The organism is Halomonas sp. BC04 (genome assembly GCF_000568385.1).
Map to the genome: position 1 here is coordinate 1 of NZ_AZQX01000223.1, position 19,244 is coordinate 19,244.

15 protein-coding genes, 2 tRNA genes and 1 pseudogene are annotated in these 19,244 nt (G+C 60.7%); 4 read left to right on the forward strand and 14 right to left on the reverse strand.

Annotation, left to right across the window (positions count from 1 at the left end):
- Positions 1-45 precede the first annotated feature (45 nt).
- From Q427_RS15370 to sdhC, 5 genes are all read right to left on the reverse strand, one after another.
- Positions 46-2,877, reverse strand: a complete 2,832-nt coding sequence (locus tag Q427_RS15370; RefSeq protein ID WP_043515480.1) for a 2-oxoglutarate dehydrogenase E1 component — start codon at positions 2,875-2,877, stop codon at positions 46-48.
- A gap of 252 nt (positions 2,878-3,129) precedes the next feature.
- Entirely contained in the window at positions 3,130-3,840 is a 711-nt protein-coding gene (locus tag Q427_RS15375) for a succinate dehydrogenase iron-sulfur subunit (RefSeq protein ID WP_043515481.1), read from the reverse strand.
- 12 nt (positions 3,841-3,852) lie between these two features.
- On the reverse strand, positions 3,853-5,625 hold the full coding sequence (gene sdhA / locus Q427_RS15380) for a succinate dehydrogenase flavoprotein subunit (protein ID WP_043515483.1): 1,773 nt from the start codon (positions 5,623-5,625) through the stop codon (positions 3,853-3,855).
- A gap of 3 nt (positions 5,626-5,628) precedes the next feature.
- On the reverse strand, positions 5,629-5,976 hold the full coding sequence (gene sdhD / locus Q427_RS15385) for a succinate dehydrogenase, hydrophobic membrane anchor protein (protein ID WP_043515485.1): 348 nt from the start codon (positions 5,974-5,976) through the stop codon (positions 5,629-5,631).
- Positions 5,970-6,347 carry a succinate dehydrogenase, cytochrome b556 subunit gene (gene sdhC / locus Q427_RS15390; RefSeq protein ID WP_197030670.1) on the reverse strand — a complete coding sequence of 126 codons (378 nt, stop codon included), beginning with the start codon at positions 6,345-6,347 and terminating at the stop codon, positions 5,970-5,972. The genes sdhD and sdhC overlap by 7 nt, the downstream gene beginning before the upstream one ends.
- A 454-nt stretch (positions 6,348-6,801) precedes the next feature.
- On the opposite strand from sdhC, the gene gltA reads away from it, so the two are divergent.
- Complete coding sequence (gene gltA, locus Q427_RS15395; protein WP_043515490.1) at positions 6,802-8,088, forward strand: citrate synthase; 1,287 nt, start codon at positions 6,802-6,804, stop codon at positions 8,086-8,088.
- Positions 8,089-8,235: 147 nt separating this feature from the next.
- Positions 8,236-9,125: pseudogene (locus Q427_RS15400) on the forward strand (NAD(P)-dependent oxidoreductase).
- Between the two features lie 494 nt (positions 9,126-9,619).
- Here Q427_RS15400 and Q427_RS15405 read toward each other — a convergent pair.
- From Q427_RS15405 to gltX, 3 genes are all read right to left on the reverse strand, one after another.
- Positions 9,620-9,695: transfer RNA gene (locus tag Q427_RS15405), tRNA-Glu, on the reverse strand.
- Positions 9,696-9,720: 25 nt separating this feature from the next.
- A tRNA-Ala gene (locus Q427_RS15410) sits at positions 9,721-9,796 on the reverse strand.
- A gap of 78 nt (positions 9,797-9,874) precedes the next feature.
- Positions 9,875-11,356, reverse strand: a complete 1,482-nt coding sequence (gene gltX / locus Q427_RS15415; protein WP_043515492.1) for a glutamate--tRNA ligase — start codon at positions 11,354-11,356, stop codon at positions 9,875-9,877.
- 409 nt (positions 11,357-11,765) lie between these two features.
- On the opposite strand from gltX, the gene Q427_RS34190 reads away from it, so the two are divergent.
- Positions 11,766-12,365, forward strand: a complete 600-nt coding sequence (locus Q427_RS34190; protein ID WP_051496424.1) for a helix-turn-helix domain-containing protein — start codon at positions 11,766-11,768, stop codon at positions 12,363-12,365.
- A gap of 18 nt (positions 12,366-12,383) precedes the next feature.
- Here the strand turns inward: Q427_RS34190 and Q427_RS15425 are convergent, their stop codons facing one another.
- Together Q427_RS15425 and Q427_RS15430 are read right to left on the reverse strand one after the other, a co-directional pair.
- A complete protein-coding gene (locus tag Q427_RS15425) occupies positions 12,384-12,968 on the reverse strand; it encodes a hypothetical protein (RefSeq protein ID WP_043515495.1) in 585 nt (194 codons plus the stop codon).
- A 173-nt stretch (positions 12,969-13,141) separates the two neighbouring features.
- Positions 13,142-13,471, reverse strand: coding sequence for a TraR/DksA family transcriptional regulator (locus Q427_RS15430; RefSeq protein ID WP_043515498.1), 330 nt, complete (start codon positions 13,469-13,471; stop codon positions 13,142-13,144).
- 859 nt (positions 13,472-14,330) lie between these two features.
- Between Q427_RS15430 and Q427_RS15435 the strand changes: the two genes are divergently transcribed.
- Positions 14,331-15,137, forward strand: coding sequence for a sulfite exporter TauE/SafE family protein (locus Q427_RS15435; RefSeq protein WP_043515501.1), 807 nt, complete (start codon positions 14,331-14,333; stop codon positions 15,135-15,137).
- A 1,138-nt stretch (positions 15,138-16,275) separates the two neighbouring features.
- Here Q427_RS15435 and Q427_RS15440 read toward each other — a convergent pair.
- From Q427_RS15440 to Q427_RS36970, 4 genes are read right to left on the reverse strand one after another with little or no spacing between them, the layout of a single operon-like run.
- Positions 16,276-17,340 (reverse strand): phage portal protein, encoded by a 1,065-nt coding sequence (locus Q427_RS15440; protein ID WP_051496425.1) that lies wholly within the window; start codon positions 17,338-17,340, stop codon positions 16,276-16,278.
- On the reverse strand, positions 17,337-17,885 hold the full coding sequence (locus Q427_RS36960; protein WP_442905505.1) for a phage terminase large subunit family protein: 549 nt from the start codon (positions 17,883-17,885) through the stop codon (positions 17,337-17,339). The genes Q427_RS15440 and Q427_RS36960 overlap by 4 nt, the downstream gene beginning before the upstream one ends.
- Positions 17,771-18,109, reverse strand: coding sequence for a terminase large subunit domain-containing protein (locus Q427_RS36965; RefSeq protein ID WP_442905506.1), 339 nt, complete (start codon positions 18,107-18,109; stop codon positions 17,771-17,773). Before Q427_RS36965 ends, Q427_RS36960 begins: the two co-directional genes overlap by 115 nt.
- Positions 18,019-19,092, reverse strand: coding sequence for a terminase large subunit domain-containing protein (locus Q427_RS36970; RefSeq protein WP_442905507.1), 1,074 nt, complete (start codon positions 19,090-19,092; stop codon positions 18,019-18,021). The genes Q427_RS36965 and Q427_RS36970 overlap by 91 nt, the downstream gene beginning before the upstream one ends.
- Positions 19,093-19,244 lie beyond the last annotated feature (152 nt).

Below are 19,244 nucleotides of genomic sequence, written 5' to 3' on the forward strand. Positions count from 1 at the left end.
CATGTCGTTTCCCTTGTGTGATCTCTCTCGTTCTGGTGAGTCGCCTTAAATGGTGAAGGCGTCTTCGACCAGCTGGCGCTGCTGTTCGATATGCACGGACATGTAGCCCGCCGCAGGTGCCGCCGATGCCGGGCGACCGGCGAACTTCAGTTCTCCGCCCAGGCCATTCTTGATCATGTCGGCCACGGCCCGCATATGGTGCTGGCTCGAGTACCAGGCCCCCTGATTGAGCGGTTCCTCCTGACACCACACCACCGATTCGAGGTTGACGTAATCCTTGAGCGCCTCGAAAAGCTCTTCCTTGGGGAAGGGATAGAGCTGCTCGATACGCAGGATCGCGGTATCGTCACGCTTGTTCTCTTCACGCCAGGCCGCCAGGTCGTAGTAGACCTTGCCGGCACACATGATGACGCGCTTGACCCCCTGGGCAGCAAGGCCGCCCTGGTCCGGCAGTACCATGTGGAAGTGGCCATTGGCCAGGTCATCCAGGCTGGAAGTGGCTTCCTTGTGCCGCAGCAGGCTCTTGGGCGTCATCACCACCAGCGGCTTTCTCAGCTTGCGGATCACCTGGCGGCGCAGCAGATGGAAGATCTGTGACGGTGTGGTTGGCACGCAGACCTGCATGTTGTGCTCGGCACACATCTGCAGAAAGCGCTCCAGGCGGGCGGACGAGTGCTCAGGCCCCTGCCCCTCATAGCCATGGGGCAGCAGCATCGTCAGGCCACACAGGCGGCCCCACTTGGTCTCGCCGGAGGAGATGAACTGATCGACTACAACCTGGGCACCGTTGAAGAAGTCACCGAACTGCGCTTCCCAGATCACCAGATGGTTGGGCGCCGTTGTCGCATAGCCGTACTCGAACGCCAGCACCGCCTCCTCGGAGAGGAAGGAGTCATGGATGGTGAACCGCGGCTGGCCATCGGCCATGTGTTGCAGCGGCACATGGACGCTGCCGTCCTTCTGGTTGTGTACTACCGCATGGCGGTGGGAGAAGGTACCGCGACCCACGTCCTGGCCGGTGATGCGCACCGGATGTCCCTCGTCGAGCAGCGTGGCGTACGCCAGGGTTTCGGCGAACCCCCAGTTGAGGCCCAGGCCACCGGCCTGCATCTTGCGGCGGTCTTCGTAGATCTTGACCACCTGGCGCTGCACTTCGACCCCATCGGGAATCTCGCACATCTTGCCGGCCAGACGCTGAAGTCGCTTCATCTCGACGCCAGTGTCGGCATGACCAGACCACTCATGCCCCAGATAGGGCTGCCAATCGACGAACAGTGAGGTGTTGGGCTCCTGCACCAGGGCGTTGGCCACGTGGTTGCCGGCCATGAGGTCTTCGCGATAGGTCTCGATCATCGCCTTGGCATCGTCCTCTGAGAGCACACCCTGCTCCACCAGACGCTGGGCGTAGAGGGTGCGCGACGAGGGATGTTCCTTGATCTTGCGATACATCATCGGCTGGGTGCCGGAGGGCTCGTCGGCCTCGTTGTGGCCACGGCGGCGATAGCAGACCAGGTCGATGACCACGTCCTTCTTGAACTGCTGGCGGTAGTCCAGTGCCACCTGGGTGGCATGCAGCACGGCATCCGGGTCGTCGCCGTTGACATGAAAGATCGGCGCCTGAACCATCTTGGCGATATCGGTGCAGTACTCGGTGGAGCGCGTGTCCTGCGGATGCGAGGTGGTGAAGCCGACCTGGTTGTTGATGACGATATGAACCGTGCCGCCGGTCTTGTAGGCACGGGTCTGGGACATCTGGAAGGTCTCCATGACCACACCCTGACCGGCGAAGGCCGCGTCGCCATGGATATTGATCGGCAGCACCTTTGTGCCTTCCATGTCGTCACGACGATCCTGTCGCGCCCGCACGGAGCCCTCGACCACGGGAGAGACGATCTCCAGGTGGGAGGGGTTGAAGGCCAGAGCCAGGTGGACTTCACCACCCGGTGTCATCACATTCGAGCTGAAGCCCTGGTGGTACTTGACGTCCCCCGACCCACGCTCGATCAGCTTCTTGCCGTCGAACTCGTCGATCAGCTCGGAAGGATTCTTGCCGAGGATGTTGACCAGCAGGTTGAGGCGTCCGCGGTGGGCCATGCCGATAACCACCTCCTTGACACCGTAACCTCCGCCCCGCTGAATCAGCTCGTCCATCATCGGAATGAAGGATTCGCCTCCTTCCAGGCCGAAACGCTTGGTTCCTGGGTACTTGGATGCCAGGTAGTTCTCCAGCCCCTCGGCAGCCGTCAGCCGCTCCAGCAGGTGCTTGCGCACGTCATCGCTGAACTTGGGGGTCGAACGCACCGACTCGAACCGCTGCTGCAGCCAGCGCTTCTCCTCGGTATCGACGATGTGCATGACCTCGCAGCCGATGGAGCGACAGTAGGTCTGCTCCAGCGCCTCGACGATCTCGCGCAACGGTGCCTTGTCCAAGCCCATGAAGAAGGAGCCGGTCTGGAACTCGGTATCCAGGTCGTCCTTGGAAAGCTGATGGAAGGAGAGGTCCAGGTCGGGTACCGGTATCGGGCTTCGCAGATCGAGCGGGTCGATATCGGCCTTCTGGTGGCCCCGGAAGCGATAGGCGTTGATCAGCTGAAGGACCTTGACCTGCTTCTTGCCCTCGCCACTATCCGCGGCGGCGACTGCCGTCGTTCGGCGCGCACGCCCCAGTTGCTCGAACTGATGACGGACGGGACTGAGGGGAACGTCGTGGGTAGAACCACCTTCCACACTGGGCAGCTGGTCGAAATAGGTTCGCCACTCTTCGGGGACGGAACCTGGGTCGGCGAGGTATTGCTCGTAGAGCGCTTCCACATAGTGAACGTTGCTGCCGCTCACGTGGGAGCTGTTCCACATCAACTCCATTATGCCTTGTTGCATCTCTCGGTCACCCTACACTGATGGGGTGTTGTCGGCGCCGTCACGGGCCAGCCGCGACGGCTTGGCTGGTGCCCTGCCGGAAGGGCGTCTTCCTTATCCGGCGGCTCCGGCCGCCAGGCCGGAATCCTTGAATTCCATGGTCAAGAGCCGGTACCTATGGCACCGGCTCTTGACCTGCTCCACGGGAAACGACCGCGGCAACTCGCCGCGGCCAGATTCCGGCAGCCATGATAGCAAGCCCTAGGCCACGATTTAAGTGGCATTCGCAAGCAGCATGTCACGAATCTTGCCAATGGCACGTGTCGGATTGAGCCCCTTGGGGCAAACCGCCACACAGTTCATGATGCCGCGGCAACGAAATACGCTGAACGGATCCTCCAGCTCGGCGAGGCGCGCCTGGGTAGCGGTATCCCGCGAGTCGGCCAGGAAGCGATAGGATTGCAGCAGCCCCGCCGGACCGACGAACTTCTCCGGATTCCACCAGAACGATGGGCAGGAGGTCGAGCAGCAGGCACACAGAATGCACTCGTAGAGCCCGTCTAGCTTGTCGCGCTCTTCCGGTGACTGCAGGCGCTCGATGGCGGGCGCCGGTTCGTCGTTCTGCAGGTACGGCTGGATACGCTCGTACTGCTTGTAGAATAGCCCCATGTCGACCGCCAGGTCGCGCACCACCGGCAGGCCCGGCAGCGGCCGCAGCACCAGCTTGTTGTTCTTGACCACCTCCGAAAGGGAGGTGATGCAGGCCAGGCCGTTCTTGCCGTTCATGTTCATGCCGTCGGAGCCGCACACGCCTTCGCGGCAGCTGCGACGATAGGCCAGCGTGGTGTCCTCGGCCTTGAGCATCTCCAGGATATTCAGGACCATCAGGTCCCGGCCCTGGGTGTCCACCTGATACTCCTGCATGTAGGGTGCGGAGTCGGTTTCCGGATTGTAACGGTAAATGGATACCTGAAGCATGGACATCGTGACTCCCCCTTAATAGGTGCGGATTTTGGGCTCGAAGGTGTCAACGGTCTTCGGCTTGAAATTGACGTCGCGCTTACCGACCTTCTTCTCGAGCGGGAAGTACATGGAGTGCTTCAGCCAGTTGACATCGTCTCGGTCCGGATAGTCATAGCGAGAGTGCGCGCCACGGCTCTCCTTGCGCTCCAGCGCCGCAATGGCAGTGGCTTCGGCCACCTCCATCAGGTTATCGAGCTCAAGGGCCTCGATGCGTGCCGTGTTGAAGGCGCCCGACTTGTCGACCAGGTGCGCCTCGGCGATGCGTCCGCGCAGCTCGCCGAGTTTCTTGACGCCTTCCTGCATGTTGTCTTCCTGACGGAACACGCCGAAGGCGTTCTGCATGATGCTCTGCAGCTCGACCTTGAGATCGGCGACCGACTCACCACCACTGGACTCGTTCCAGCGGTTGATACGCTTCATGGCACTGTCGATATCGGACTCGCTCGCGTCGAGGTACTCGACACCTTCATTGAGTGCGCTCTCGATGAACATGCCCGCAGCCCGGCCGAACACCACCAGATCGAGCAGTGAGTTGCCGCCCAGGCGGTTGGCACCGTGCACCGACACGCAGGCCGCCTCGCCGCAAGCGAACAGGCCGCCCACGATCTGGTCGTTGCCGTCGGCATCCTGCATGATCGCCTGGCCATGAACGTTGGTGGGGATCCCGCCCATCATGTAGTGGCAAGTCGGCACCACCGGGATAGGCGCCTTGGTCGGGTCGGCATGGGCGAATATCTTGGAGAGCTCGCTGATGCCGGGCAGGCGCTTGTTGAGCACCTCTTCGCCGAGGTGGTCCAGCTTGAGATAGACGTGATCGCCATTCTCGCCGCAGCCGCGTCCCTCGAGGATCTCCATCACCATGGACCGGGCCACCACGTCACGACCAGCAAGATCCTTGGCGTTGGGCGCATAGCGCTCCATGAAACGCTCGCCATCCTTGTTGACCAGATAGCCACCCTCGCCACGGCACCCCTCGGTGACCAGCACGCCGGCCCCGTAGATGCCAGTGGGGTGAAACTGCCACATCTCCATGTCCTGCATGGGGAAACCGGCGCGCAGCGCCATGCCGATACCGTCGCCGGTGTTGATCAGCGCGTTGGTGGTGGAGGCGTAAATGCGCCCGGCACCGCCGGTGGCCAGAACGGTGGCCTTGGACTTGACGTGCACCACTTCCCCGGTCTCGATGCACATGGCGATACAGCCCACCACGTCGCCATCGGCATTCTTGACCAGATCGACCGCAAACCACTCGTTGAGGAAGGTGGTGTTGTTCTTCAGGTTATTCTGATACAAGGTGTGCAGCAGAGCATGACCGGTACGGTCGGCCGCAGCACAGGTACGCGCCGCCTGGCCGCCCTCGCCGAAATTCTTGGACTGGCCGCCGAAGGGGCGCTGGTAGATGCGACCATTCTCGAAGCGCGAGAACGGCAGGCCCATGTGCTCGAGCTCGAAGACCGCCTTGGGACCCTCGGAGCACATGTATTCGGCCGCATCCTGGTCGGTGATGTAGTCGCCGCCCTTGACCGTGTCATACATGTGCCAGCGCCAGTCATCGCTGGGATCGGCGGAGGCGATGGCGCAGGTGATACCGCCCTGGGCAGAGACGGTGTGCGAGCGGGTCGGGAAGACCTTGGACAGCACGGCGGTCTTCTTGCCGGACTTGGCCAGCTCTAGAGCGGCACGCATGCCGGCGCCGCCGCCGCCGATGATGATGGCGTCGAATGTCAGACTACGCATGGTTGACATGTATCAGGCTCCCCAAAGAACTAGAATGCCCCAGACCAGGAACACGAAGATGGCCAGGATGATGACGAGCTGGGTGCCGACACGAGCACCGGTCGACTTCATGTAGTCCGTGGTCACTGTCCACAGACCGACCCAGGCATGAGCGGCAAGAGAGATGAAGGCCAGCAGTGAAAAGATGCGCATCCAGGTCTGGCCGAACAGGCCGCTCCAGGTGTAGTAGTCGAGCCCCGGATTGAACAGCAGGTAGGCGACGATGAACAGCGTGTAGAGCGCCAGGATGACTGCCGACACACGCTGGATGAGCCAGTCGGACAGGCCACTGCGACCCAGATTGGTGATATTGGTTACCATACCCAGACTCCCGCCAGAATGATCAGAACGGCGCTCACCACCACGGTGACCTGCGCCTTCTTGACGCCCCCCTCCAGGGTCACGCCGATATCGGCATCCATCACCATATGCTTGATGCCGGCCACGAAGTGGAAGGCCAGGGCGGAAAGCAGTCCCCAGGCCACCAGCTTCGCCAGAATATTGTTGGCCAGGGTGTCACTCACGGCAGCGAAGCCGGCCGGGGAAGACAGTGACCTGTCGAGGGCCCAGAAGGCAAAGATCAGTCCGATGAAAAGGATGACGCCGGTGATCCGGTGGGCGATCGACGTCAAGGCGGGAAGTGGAAACTCTATCGTGGTGAGGTCGAGGTTGACGGGTCGTTTGCTATTCACGGCTCTATACACACTCTCTTGGCTCGCTCCTGTGCCGATCGGACTTGGCTGGAATGCGGGCGGTGGTTTGAGGTAGGGGGCTCGCCGCTGCCGGGACGGGCATGACAACGAGTACCTGCCAGTCGCGCGCAGTGGATTATAGGGATATGAACCCCTAGTGACAAATGAACACCCACCGAACTCGACCATGGTTCAAGCCCATTGCTCATGACAGTCCAGCCGACGACGCGCCAACTGGCCACCCCATGCGGTATCCATGGTGCACAGCACCAATTGTTGTACAATTTCCGTTACACAGCAAGCGCAATGTACAGCCAAGGGGTCGCTTAAGGTTAATTGACAATCCCGGGAACGCTTCTATAGTGGGCGAACCTTTTTCGCGGCCCAACATAAGAAAACACTGTTTGCGAAATAACGACTTAACGTTTCAATTCGACTTCTAGAGGAGGCCAGCATGGCTGACAGGAAAGCGACACTGACGGTAGACGGACTGGATAAACCGGTCGACCTGCCGATCTACTCGGGCACCCTGGGGCCTGACGTGGTTGATGTGCGCGGCCTCGGCGCAGAAGGCCTGTTTACCTACGACCCGGGCTTCATGGCAACCTCCTCGTGCCAGTCCGCCATTACCTACATCGATGGTGCCAAGGGGGTGCTGCTGCACCGCGGCTACCCCATCGAGCAACTGGCCAAGGAGTCCAACTTCGTCGAGATGTGCTACCTGCTGCTGTTTGGCGAACTGCCCGACGATACGCAGTATGCCGATATCGAGAAGCGCATCAGCAACCACACCATGGTCCACGACCAGATCAACAACTTCTTCAAGGGCTTTCGGCGCGACGCGCACCCGATGTCGATCCTGTGTGGCGTGGTCGGCGGCCTGGCGGCCTTCTACCATGACCACATGGATATCACCAAGGCCGAGGATCGCGAGATCAGCGCCATCCGTCTGATCGCCAAGATGCCGACTATCGCCGCGATGTCCTACAAGTACAATATCGGCCAGCCGTTCAACTATCCGCGCAATGACCTGAACTATGCAGAGAACTTCCTCTACATGATGTTCAGCAACCCCTGCGAGGAGTACAAGACCAACCCGGTGTTTGCCAAGGCCATGGATCGCATCTTCATGCTCCACGCCGACCATGAACAGAACGCCTCCACCTCCACGGTACGCCTGGCAGGCTCTACCGGTGCCAACCCGTTCGCCTGTATCAGCGCCGGCATTGCGGCACTATGGGGACCGGCCCACGGTGGGGCCAACGAAGCCGTGCTGAACATGCTCGACGAGATCGGTGACGACTCCGAAGAGAACATCCAGCGCTTCGTAGACAAGGCCAAGGACAAGGACGACCCCTTCCGCCTGATGGGCTTTGGCCACCGCGTCTATCGCAACTTCGACCCGCGCGCCAAGGTCATGAAGGAGACCTGCGACGAAGTGCTGCGCGAGCTGGGCATGGCTGATGATCCTCAGTTGAAGATCGCCAAGCGCCTAGAGGAGATCGCCCTGGAAGACGAGTATTTCATCGAGCGCAAGCTCTATCCCAACGTCGACTTCTATTCCGGCATCATCCTCAAGGCCATGGGTATCCCAACCAACATGTTCACGGTGATCTTCGCCGTATCGCGCACCATTGGCTGGATTTCCCACTGGCACGAGATGATCACCGGCGACTACAAGATCGGTCGTCCGCGCCAGCTCTATATCGGACATCCGCAGCGCGACTACCCTACCAAGTAATCTATCCTGTCACTACCCGGCAGGATGCGGCCCAAGGCCGCTCGGTACCGAAAGGCCGCCCCAACGGGCGGCCTTTTGCGTCCAGCCGCCCATGGAGGCTTAGCGTCATCGGACTACAGCTCCGCCATCAACGAGAAGGAATCATCAATGAGCCAGACTATCTCGACTGTCGCCTTTATCGGCCTGGGCGTCATGGGTTACCCCATGGCCGGCCACCTCGCCAGGCAGGGCTTGACCGTACGCGTCTACAATCGAACCGCCGCAACGGCCGAGGCCTGGGTCGCTGAACATGGTGGAAGCCACCACACAACGCCCCGGGAAGCCGCCCAGGGCGCCGATCTCGTAATGATGTGCGTGGGTAACGACAATGACGTGCGCGAGGTCACAACCGGCCCACAGGGCGCCCTGCAGGGCATGGCCGCCGGCCGCCTACTGGTCGATCACACGACCGCCTCGTCCGATCTGGCCGCAGAGCTCGCCGGAACCTGCCGCGAGCAGGACGTCGGCTTCATCGACGCCCCCGTTTCCGGCGGCCAGCAAGGCGCCATCAACGGCTTGCTGACCATCATGTGCGGCGGTGAGGAGAGCGAGTTCGCCCGCGCCGAGCCCATTCTCGCCCACTACGCCCGGGCGATCAGCCTGATGGGCCCTGCCGGCAGTGGACAGCTGACCAAGATGGTCAACCAGATCTGCATCGCCGGCCTGGTCCAGGGCCTGGCCGAGGGCCTTCACTTCGCCGAGCAGGCTGGGCTAGACCAGCAGCGTGTCATTGATGTCATCGCCAAAGGGGCCGCGGGGTCCTGGCAGATGGAAAATCGCCACAAGACCATGATCGAGGATGAGTACGAGCACGGCTTTGCCGTGGACTGGATGCGCAAGGACCTGGCATTTGCCTGGACCAGGCTCGCCGCCTCCAGGCTCGCCTGCCGGTAACCGCCTTGGTGGACCAGTTCTATGGTGACGTTCAGGTCATGGGAGGCGGCCGCTGGGACACTTCCTCGCTGCTCCGCCGCCTGCGCGACCCGGGCCGCGGCTGAGATCGACTCGGGCGCCACTCCCGTCGTGGCGCCCCGAGACCAAGCCCTGCTGATCCAGCATGAAGAAACTACGATCCATGGCTTGACAAGCCTCATCCATCAGGCATGAATCGTCACTTCTGAGCGCGCCAGAACGTTTTCCACACATTCTGTGGATAACCCTGTTCACAACCACCAGAAAACACCATCGAATCGGCATGGCCAGAGGGATGCCGTTAGATTGGTTAATTTTTAACCGATTATAACTAGTTGAAATATATAGGTTTTACCGGAAACACCTAGGGTGCAGCGAGGTGGGCAAAACTGCACACAGGGTATTTCCGGAAGCCTTGGACGAGTGGACAAGTCAAGCCCTAAATCGCGAAAAACCGGCACTTCAATGCGTTTTACACGCAAGCGGAAGCCGCCATCGCACTGGGCGCGACCAGACAACAAAAAAGACGCACCAGGCGTCTCGGGATCTCGATTTCAGAAAACGGGATGATAGAGCAGGATGGCGTCCCATAGGGGGTTCGAACCCCTGTTCCCGCCGTGAAAGGGCGGTGTCCTGGACCACTAGACGAATGGGACGCAATGTCACGCACGAAACCATGATTGGTGGAGCCTAGCGGGATCGAACCGCTGACCTCAACACTGCCAGTGTTGCGCTCTCCCAGCTGAGCTAAGGCCCCACATGTCTCGTGAAGACGAGGCGTATATTACTGATTAGCCTCGCCTTCGTCAACAGGCAAATCGCCTGTTTCAACCCATTATAAGAGTTCGCGGTACTCCTTTTCGAAGCGCTTGGCCTGCTTCTTGGACACTCCGCCGAGCACCTCGATGGCGTGGCGCAGCCGCGCCCTGGTCATGTCCGAGCCCAGTATGGCCATGGCATCCATGACCGACGTGCTCGCTGCAGAACCGGTAATGGCGATGAAAACCGGGGCCAGGAAGTCCTTCATCTTCAGATCGAAATGCGCTGCCAACGCCTTGACCTCGCCGAGCAACACCTCCTTGTGCCAGGCCGGGACGACCTCGAAGCGCCAAACCAGGAATTGCAGCAACTTGACCAGTTCCTCCCGTCCCAGCTTGACGCTGTCGAAATCGCCCTCCTCGATCTCCGGCAGGCCGGAGAAGAAATGACCGGCCAGCGGCGCCACCTGGGAAAGGATTTCCACCCGGGTACGCACCTGGGGCAGGATCTGCCCAACGTACTCCTCGTTGAAGGCCCACTCCATCAAGGCCTTCAGGAACGCCTTGTCGTCAAGGTCCTCACGAATATAGAGGCCGTTGAGCCAGGTCAGCTTCTCGAGATCGAAAACCGGGCCGCCGAGCGAGACTCGCTGGACATCGAAGTGCGTCATCATCTCATCGAGGCTGAACTTCTCGCGCTCGTCGGGCATCGACCAACCCATACGGCCAAGGTAGTTGGTCACAGCCTGGGGCAGGAATCCCATCCGGCGATAGTAATTGATCGAGGTCGGGTTCTTGCGCTTGGAAAGCTTCGACTTGTCAGGGTTGCGCAGCAGCGGCATATGGCAGAGCACCGGCATCCGCCAACCAAAGTATTCATAGAGCAGCTGATGCTTGGGCGCCGAGTTGATCCACTCTTCACCACGTAGCACATGGGTGATTCCCATCAGGTGATCGTCCACCACATTGGCCAGGTGGTAGGTAGGCATGCCATCGGACTTGAGCAGGATCTGGGCATCGACCTGGGCCCAGTCGACTTCGATGGTATCCCGCAACATGTCCTCTATCAGGCAGGTGCCGGTGGTGGGCACGTTCATGCGCACCACATGAGGCCACCCTTCTCGCTCGCGGCGCATCTGCTCGTCACTGGGCAAAGCCAGATCAGTGGGCTTCAGTGCCAGGTGCATGCCTGCCGCCTTGCGTGCCTCACGCAGCTCATCCAGCTCCTCGCTGGTACGGTAGCACTTGAAGGCGTGGCCGGCGTCGATCAGCTGCCGGGCATATTCGGCATAGATGTCTCCACGCTCGCTCTGGCGGTAAGGGCCATGGGGGCCACCCACATCCGGCCCCTCGTCCCACTCCAGCCCCAGCCAGCGCAGTGAATCGAGGATCATTTGCTCAGACTCGGCAGTAGAGCGGACCCGGTCGGTATCCTCGATGCGCAGGATGAACTGCCCGCCGTGCTGTCGCGCGAAGCAGAGGTTGAACAGGGCAATGTAGGCGGTGCCCACATGGGGGTCACCGGTGGGTGACGGCGCAATGCGAGTACGTACGGTCATGTCGTCCTTATCCATTGAGGGATGGGCATGGCGCCATTATACGCACCTGCCTGGACACAGGCAGCCGTGCCCGGGAATCCTTTCCAGCCGACGAGGTCGATACCAGGAGACCCTTGCGCTGGAAGCGTGGTCAACTGACCTAACTCGACCGCCCCTCTACTCCACCCGAACAGCAGGACCTTTCGACGCCCTCTGCTCACTTGCCACACCCAATGGATGCGAAAAGCAATAATAAATCAGCACCTTGTAGCATTCACAGCCGCAAGGAACGCCGGACAGCCCCACCCTTCACAGCAGGCAGCAACCGCGCCCCTAACAGTTTTTTTATCGTTGACACGCCAAATTTGCACAGTTAATCCAGATCATTGACTATCCCTTTCTTTTATTCATCGTTGGCAGGAATGAAGAGATGCACGCATTGGGCCCACGCATCAAGCAGCTTCGGATAGAGGCGAGCCTCAATAAGGCGGCACTGGCTAGGAAAGTCGGCGTTTCCGATGTCACGATTTCGTATTGGGAGTCCGGCGCTATCAAGCAGATCGGCCACGAGCGCCTGGTCGCCCTGGCCGATGCCCTGGGCTGCCCCTTGCGTCGCCTGCTGGAAGATGACAGTGCCGATCTGCTGCCCACGCCGCTCTATCTGCGTAGCCAGCCTCCAGCCCCCTGGCATAACCCCAACGCCAACCGCATCACGCTGCCCGAGGGCTTTCTTGCCGATACCAACTGGCGAGGTGAGTGCTATCTGGTCACCCCGGCCCCCGGTGAATATTTCGATTACCTGGGCACAGGCGACCTGGCCGCCATTGGGCCGATAAAAGGCTACGACCAACCGGGCCGTTATTTGATAGAAGGTGAAATGGGTCTGTTCATCGGCCAACTGGAACGCAGCCAGGACGGGGAATTGCTCTATAGCAGTGAAAGATCAGCAGCGTCCCAGGCAACGCCGCTGCAGAAGAATGACCAACCGGTCGGCAGGCTGTTGGCGCGCTGGCGCCAGGAGGGGAACTAAGGTGCCCCTCTGGGTACCTCATTCAACGCCCAGCACTTCCACCTCGTCGGTGGTTCGGCGTGGCTCAGTGCCGATCAGATAGCGCCGCGAATAGCTTGCCACCTGCCCCAGACCGTGGCGCGAACTCCTTACCAGCGGTCCTGCCAGATGCTCGCCCTGGTCACCGATCCGCTGACGAATCGCCGACGGCTGCACACTGGCCTCCGGCAAATTCACCGTAATGGTATAACCACCGTCCGGCAGACCGCTCCCGGGTCCGAACGGCCCCGCTTCGAAACGGCTACCCTGGACTTCTGTACGCGACTGCCAACGCACGCCGCTCAACTCACGTTCCACCACGATCAACAGGCGAGCCCCTTCCGGCAAATTGGTCTCCCCCTCGACCATCAGCCTCCGGTCGCTGCGCAGCGCAGCCGCAACCGAGATATCCACCTCCAGCGGCTCCACCTCTTCAGCAGCCTCATCGGTCGCGACGACTTCCGGCTGTCCATTCGTCACGTCTTCTTCCGGCCCAGCCTCTTCCGGCCCAGTGTCGTTACCACAGCCGGACAGCGCCAGCAGAGCCACCAATCCAACGCAGGATAGTCGACGCCGTACCTTCATGAATTCCTCCAACCGACATATTGATCTTCTAGACTACCACCGGCCTGGACGGTTCGTCCCAACGGCGAAATTAAACCAAGCAACGCCAGTCGGACACCGCGCCAGAAGAGCGTAACGGCTCTTCAAGATCGCAAATGGGTAGGAATTCGCTGTTTTTCCAGAAATGGCTATGGCTACTGGTGGGCTCTGCCAGCGGCACACTCCAGGCACAGTACGGCATAAGGCAATGCTTCGATACGCCGGGGATCAATCGGCTCGCCACACTGTTCGCACGTATCGCCTTCGCCGCTCTGGACACGCTCCAGTGCATGCATCACTTGACGCAGCTCCTCCTCGGCTTCCTGCTCCAGCGCATCGATGACATCCTCATTTTCCAGCTCGATGGCCTGGTCTTCCAGATCCCTGTCCAGCGGCTGCTCCAGGCGTGCCTTGTGCGCCTTGTAGCGATCTGCACGATCGATCAGTTCATCGCGCAGTGATTCCAATCTCTGTTGTCGGCTCATCGTCCCTAGCCTCCCTTTGGCTGGTGCCTCACCCTTACATAGCATATTTCTTGGCGGAAACCGAACCAGGAGCAGTCAAGGCAGAGGAAGCGGGGCATTCCCCATATGGCATGCATGCCGTCACCTGCTCTCCCATCTGAATCAGACGAGAGTCCATTTTTGAACACTCCTCCTGGTCAAGAAAGGGCTGACTGCGCTCTTTTCGCTCTCATCGAGATGGAAAAAATTGAGAAACATGGTGGAAGATGGATCGCGTTATCCAGATGTCACGGGTAGGTATCCACCCTAGCCGTGGCCTCCTTGAATACCTCACAGAGCCTTTTACGGCGTTCCGTCAAGGCTCATAAGATTGGCTTTCCAGTATCGCCAGTCTCGACATCAGGCAACTATATCCATGCCGCTTTAGAATATTTTGCGACGGCTCATGAACACTCTCATTACCGCTCAGAAAGCCGGCCACACGCTCCGGGCCAGGTGCCTTGACCTTCTCGTATCGCGCAACTCCCCCGAACACATATCGTTCACTTTATCTGCCGAACCCTCTGGCCAAAACAAGATCCATACCTGAAAGGGAAAGAGAATCATGACACCAGGCACGACGCCGTTTTCAAAGACGATCATTTCCCGTGCCTCCAGAAATGCCCATCCATTTCTGCTTCCTTGATGTTGCCTGCTTGTCAACGGAATAAGGTGCGCTCCTGGTGCTGCCCCGGCTCGTAGCCAACCCGTGGCCTGCTCCACACCAAGCCCGGTGCCCAGGAACCTGTACTTACCGCCCTCCCCTTCACTCACTACCCGATGCCCGCTTGCCGTACAATGGCCGGCCAATACTGGCAAAGCCCTTTCAGGAGACCCTACCTTGGAACTGATCTGGTGGCTGGCCTACATTGCCCTTGGCGGCGTGGTCGGCATCATGGCTGGCCTGCTCGGCATCGGTGGCGGCGGTATCATGGTACCGATTCTTACCTCGCTGTTCGTATTGCAGGGCGTGCCCCACGAGCACCTCGCTCACCTGGCCCTGGGCACCGCCATGGCCGCCATCATTCCCGCGGCCACCGCCAGCCTGCTCTCCCATCATCGCCACGGGGCCGTGCATTGGCAAACCGTTCGCTACATGACGCCGGGCATACTGGCCGGCACCTTTCTGGCGACCTTCATCGCCGCCCTGATGCCGACCCGAGGCCTGGCCATCTTTTTCGCCTGCTTCATGGTACTGATGTCGCTGCAGATGATGGCCAACCTGAAACCCAAGCCTAGTCGTAGCCTGCCTCGCCCGGTCGGCCTTAGCGGGGCCGGCCTTGGCATCGGCGCCATCTCGGCCCTGGTGGCCATCGGCGGTGGCTCGCTGACGGTGCCCTTCCTGACCTGGTGCAACGTGAAACTGCCACGTGCGATCGGCACCTCGGCGGCCGTGGGGCTGCCCATCGCCGTGGCGGGTGCGCTGGGCTATATCATCAATGGCTGGGCCACGCCGGGCCTGCCGAGTGCCGCCCTGGGCTACGTCTACCTGCCCGCCCTGCTGTTGATGGCGCCCTTCAGCATCCTCACCGCCCCCATCGGGGCCAGGCTGGCCCATCGGCTGCCCGTGGCGCTGCTCAAGCGGGCCTTCGCCGTCATGTTGATGGGGCTGGCCCTGCAGATGGTGTACGCGGTGTTCAATACCTGAGGCCAGGCCGGACGGGAATGACAGCTCCCACCACGTTGTTACGGCAGCGCCTGCCTGAAGGCGAGAATGAAAAAAGCCCGGCCACTGGGGCCGGGCACATCTCAACGCTCCCTGTTTGCAAACCAACCTCGAGCTTCCTGCCCAAGCATCCCTGGGTATGAGCACTCCATTGCTCGATCTTCCCTGTTGGGCTCTCCCTGTCCCGCTACACTTCAAGGTAGTCGCTCTGGGCGAATAGCGGTTTAACGCAGGATAATGTTCAATGTAAGAAAATTGCTCGAGTTTCTGTAAGAAATATCTTACAAAATTACACGGCCGAATGATTCATCCCTGAGTCTCCCTCATTGCCTGGCCGGTATACGTCACGGCCCACCTGGCGGACCGTCTTGCGGTTAGTCAGACTAGGACCGCATAGCCCAGGCTGCCAGCATTACAACTCGGCGTAGATGCCGGCAAAAGACAGCGGCTTTCGATCAATGCGAGGCATGATGTGCCTGAAATGGCCAATGATTGACCAGGGCTGATAGAATCATCCCCTTCCCCTGCCCTACCAGTGATGCCAATGCCCGAGCTCGACCGCACTTTCTCTATTGCCCCGATGATGGATGGGACAACAGGGCAGGCAGAACAATCGGTTAGGTGATCTTGGTACAGTAGCGGTACACCAGCATAGCGAGCGGAACAGATTCAACGACGCCGGCGGTCACAATGTGGCCGCCGGCGTTCACATCAGAATGAAAAACCACCTGTGCATAACCATGGCGAAAAGTGCATAAAAGCGCATAAGGAAAGAACCTCTAATAACCTGCCGCGAGCCCAGCAACGGCGCGGCCTGAACCCTTAGCGCATCAGTGCATAAAAATAAATATTTTTAGAGCGCAGGCGGGGCGGGGTGCCGATGGCGCGCCGTGGGGTCTGGCGGGCGTGGGGCAGGTCGGCCCGCTGGCGGCCGTGAGGGCGCTAAGGGAATCGAAGGCGAGGAGCGAGCAGGGCTAGGAACAGAGAAGCGCAGCGGGCCGCGCTGGGCCGCCAACTCAGACGCTAAGGCTAATGCGTATCAAAAAGATTGGCGATGATGCCGAAAAAGCCGCCCAGGTGGGCGGCATGGTGGGGCTGGGGTGCCTGCTGGTTCGCAGGGCTACCGGGCAGGGTCCAGGCCGGTACCGCTCGGCTCGTCGAGGGAGTACGGGCGGAACCTGACGATCTCTTCCCCCATGATCTCGTTGATCTCCATCATGGTGGCCTGCAGGGGCTCCAGTTCATTGGCAACGAATACCCGGGCGGCCTTCTCGACGTCACCGAACCCGGCTGTGTTCTGGGGGACTACCCCCATCAGCTGGGGGGGTATCCTATGTCCGGCGAGCTGGTCGTCCCGGGTCAGGTTCTTGATGTTGAAAAAGTCATCCTTCGCCGCGACCTCGGAAACCGGGATGATCTGAACCCCGTCCTTCTTGCCCCCAGGGGAGTACATGAACAGGTTCCGGAAATTGCCCGGCCCCTTGCTCTCGCGCAGCGCCTGGCGAATCGAGTCGATATCCTTCTGGTCATGGGCGGGATCGTTCACGTACATGATGAACCCGGCATGCGAGCCGTTGAGGTAGTACCGCCGGCGGAACAGGGTAGCGCTCTCGTTGAGCCAGGCGCTTTGCAGGCTGCCGATATAGTCGGGCACCCCGTAGATCGACTGATCGATATCCGGCTCGAGCAGGTGCACCACCCTGCCCCGCGGCAGCTCGACCTTTTCCAGGTAGTTGGGCACCCACCAATAGCGGTCGGCAGCCGGCCCGCCACGGCGCATGTACTTGGCGCGCAGGTGGCGGAACGGCAGCCGCTTGCCCAGGCGGCCGCGCACCTCTTCGAGGTAGCCATTGCCGAACACCAGGTAATCCAGGGCCAGCGCACTGAACGCCTGCCGGCCGAGCAGCTCATGAGGCTGGAAGGTACGCAGCAGAATGTTCCGCTTCACCTGTAGCGCCGAGCCGTGGTGCGCCGTCGCCCGGTAGCTCTTCGCAAGGATCGAGAACGGGATCGGCGGCTCGTACCACTCGTCGGGCGACAGCCACACCCCCTCGTACCAGATATCACGCATCGAGGTGACCGGCTCCGGCTCGCCAAAGCTGAACGCCTCCATGCGCCCGGGGCCGCTGTCGTCGGTCTTGTAGGCCGGCACCCTGATGCGCGGCTTTTCGGCTGTCTCGCTCATTCGAAGATCTCCATCATGGATTGACCGGTACCGGCCTCGGCCGGGCCCTCGATCGGTTCTTTGTGTAGGGCGTGCATGGTTGCCCACGCCAGGTCGGCGTGGCCGGTCTGCTTGTTGCGTCCGGATTTGTAGGTGAACTGGCGGCCGCTGTCGGTCAACTCGCGCTTGATGGCCATGAACGATTGCATGAGATCCGACCAGCCGGCGTCGAACTCAAGCCGGCCCTTGCGCATGATCTGCTGTGCCTGCATCACCATCATGCCCTTCAGCTCTGGCGTGTAGCGGTACCGCACCACGGTTGGGAACCACTTCTCGACGTACTCGGCCACCGCCCCGCCGAGCCCGGTGGTATCGATGCCGATGTGCTCGATGCGGTATTTCTCGCGGAACCCCTTGATGAAATCCGCCTGCGCTTCGTAGTCGTCGCCCTTCAGCCGGTGGCGCTCGAGCACCCGATGACGCTCGCCCATCGTTCGTGCCGGCAACACCACCACCAGCCCGGCGCCGTCGCCATCCTCGCCGGTACCGCTCGGGTCGTACCCCACCCAGACACCCCGATCACCAACAGGCGCGGCGCGAACGGCCGGTAGTCGTCCCAGACTTCCCAGCTGTCGACCATGCAGGGCATGACCAGGGCCAGCGGAAACGCGCTCTGGCTGTCGTCGACGAACTGACACATCAGCAGGTTGGCGAACTCGTCATCGCTGTATTCGAGGCGCAGCTGCTCGAGGTCGAACAGGTCGCAGCCGCCGGCGATGGCGTCTTCCACCGTGACGATCTGCCGCCACTGCCCATCGGGCACAGCAAGCCCTGGGCCAGTGCCGCGTGGGAAACATCGAATTCCTTCCGGTCCTTCTTCGCCCGCCGCTTGTTGAACAGCTCACCATTCCAGAACGGGTACGCCTCATGCCCCACGCTCGATGGCGTGGAGAAATAGGTCTGCCGCCATTTCTTGTGCATGGCCATGCCGGACGTGACCTTGCGGAACTCCTGGAACCGGTGGATCCAGAAATACTCATCAAGGAACACGTCACCGTGGTAGCCCTGGGCGGTCTTGCTGTTGGTGCCGAGGAAGTGCAGTTCGGCACCGTTATCCAGCACCAGGGGGTCACCCTTCAGCTCTACGCCGGTGACCTCCTTGACGAACTTGACGATGTAGTTCTTGAAGATGTGGGCCTGAGCTTTCGAGGCAGAGAGAAATATCTTGTTTCGGGCATTCTCGAAGGCATCGACGATTGCTTCGAGTGAGAAATAATCAGTGGCCCCAATCTGGCGGCTCTTCAGGATGTTTCTAATACGGTATTTCAGCCCTGCGTCGTACCAATCCAGTTGGTACCGAAAGCATCTCTCCAGGAAGGCTGCCTTCAACTGCTCTACCTGTTCTGCTTCCAGGTAGTTCCGCCGCTTCTTTCGCCGCGGCGCCTCATTGCGAGCGTTGATGTTCGGGTTTAGGTCGGCTTCCTTGCCGGTCTCCTGGTACTTGTGCACCCGAGCCAGTCGCTCGATCTGCCGGCCGAGCAGGTCGATCTCCTTGAAGTCTCCGGGCTCTTTCTTGGCCTTGGTGATCAGCTGCACCAGACGCGCCTCGAGCGCGCCCTCCACACGCTGGGTCGGCGATGCCGACTCCCAGTCGTCACGCTGTTTCCAACTGTGAACGGTCGCGGGTTTCTCGCCGATGAACTCGGCAATGCGCGCCACTCGCCAGCCCTGCCAGTAGAGATGGCGGGCCGTCAGGCGGGGGGAATCTGTCATGTCTGGGGGCATCGTCGTCATGCCGCCAGCGTACCCGCGCCCGCGCAGGCCGCCCGGTGCCCCCGGTTGTGGTTAAGGGATCTACAACGCCCCCCAGTTGAGGCGCTGCGCATGGGCGCGGAACCTGACGGCAGCAAATCGCCACCGCCTGA

Excerpts from the sequence above, each read along its gene's own strand:
- Q427_RS15370 (WP_043515480.1), bottom strand. The coding sequence starts at position 2,877 with ATGCAACAAGGCATAATGGAGTTGATGTGGAACAGCTCCCACGTGAGC.
- Q427_RS15375 (WP_043515481.1), bottom strand. The coding sequence starts at position 3,840 with ATGTCCATGCTTCAGGTATCCATTTACCGTTACAATCCGGAAACCGAC.
- sdhA (WP_043515483.1), bottom strand. The coding sequence starts at position 5,625 with ATGTCAACCATGCGTAGTCTGACATTCGACGCCATCATCATCGGCGGC.
- sdhD (WP_043515485.1), bottom strand. The coding sequence starts at position 5,976 with ATGGTAACCAATATCACCAATCTGGGTCGCAGTGGCCTGTCCGACTGG.
- gltA (WP_043515490.1), top strand. The coding sequence starts at position 6,802 with ATGGCTGACAGGAAAGCGACACTGACGGTAGACGGACTGGATAAACCG.
- gltX (WP_043515492.1), bottom strand. The coding sequence starts at position 11,356 with ATGACCGTACGTACTCGCATTGCGCCGTCACCCACCGGTGACCCCCAT.
- Q427_RS34190 (WP_051496424.1), top strand. The coding sequence starts at position 11,766 with ATGCACGCATTGGGCCCACGCATCAAGCAGCTTCGGATAGAGGCGAGC.
- Q427_RS15425 (WP_043515495.1), bottom strand. The coding sequence starts at position 12,968 with ATGAAGGTACGGCGTCGACTATCCTGCGTTGGATTGGTGGCTCTGCTG.
- Q427_RS15430 (WP_043515498.1), bottom strand. The coding sequence starts at position 13,471 with ATGAGCCGACAACAGAGATTGGAATCACTGCGCGATGAACTGATCGAT.
- Q427_RS15440 (WP_051496425.1), bottom strand. The coding sequence starts at position 17,340 with ATGAGCGAGACAGCCGAAAAGCCGCGCATCAGGGTGCCGGCCTACAAG.
- Q427_RS36970 (WP_442905507.1), bottom strand. The coding sequence starts at position 19,092 with ATGACAGATTCCCCCCGCCTGACGGCCCGCCATCTCTACTGGCAGGGC.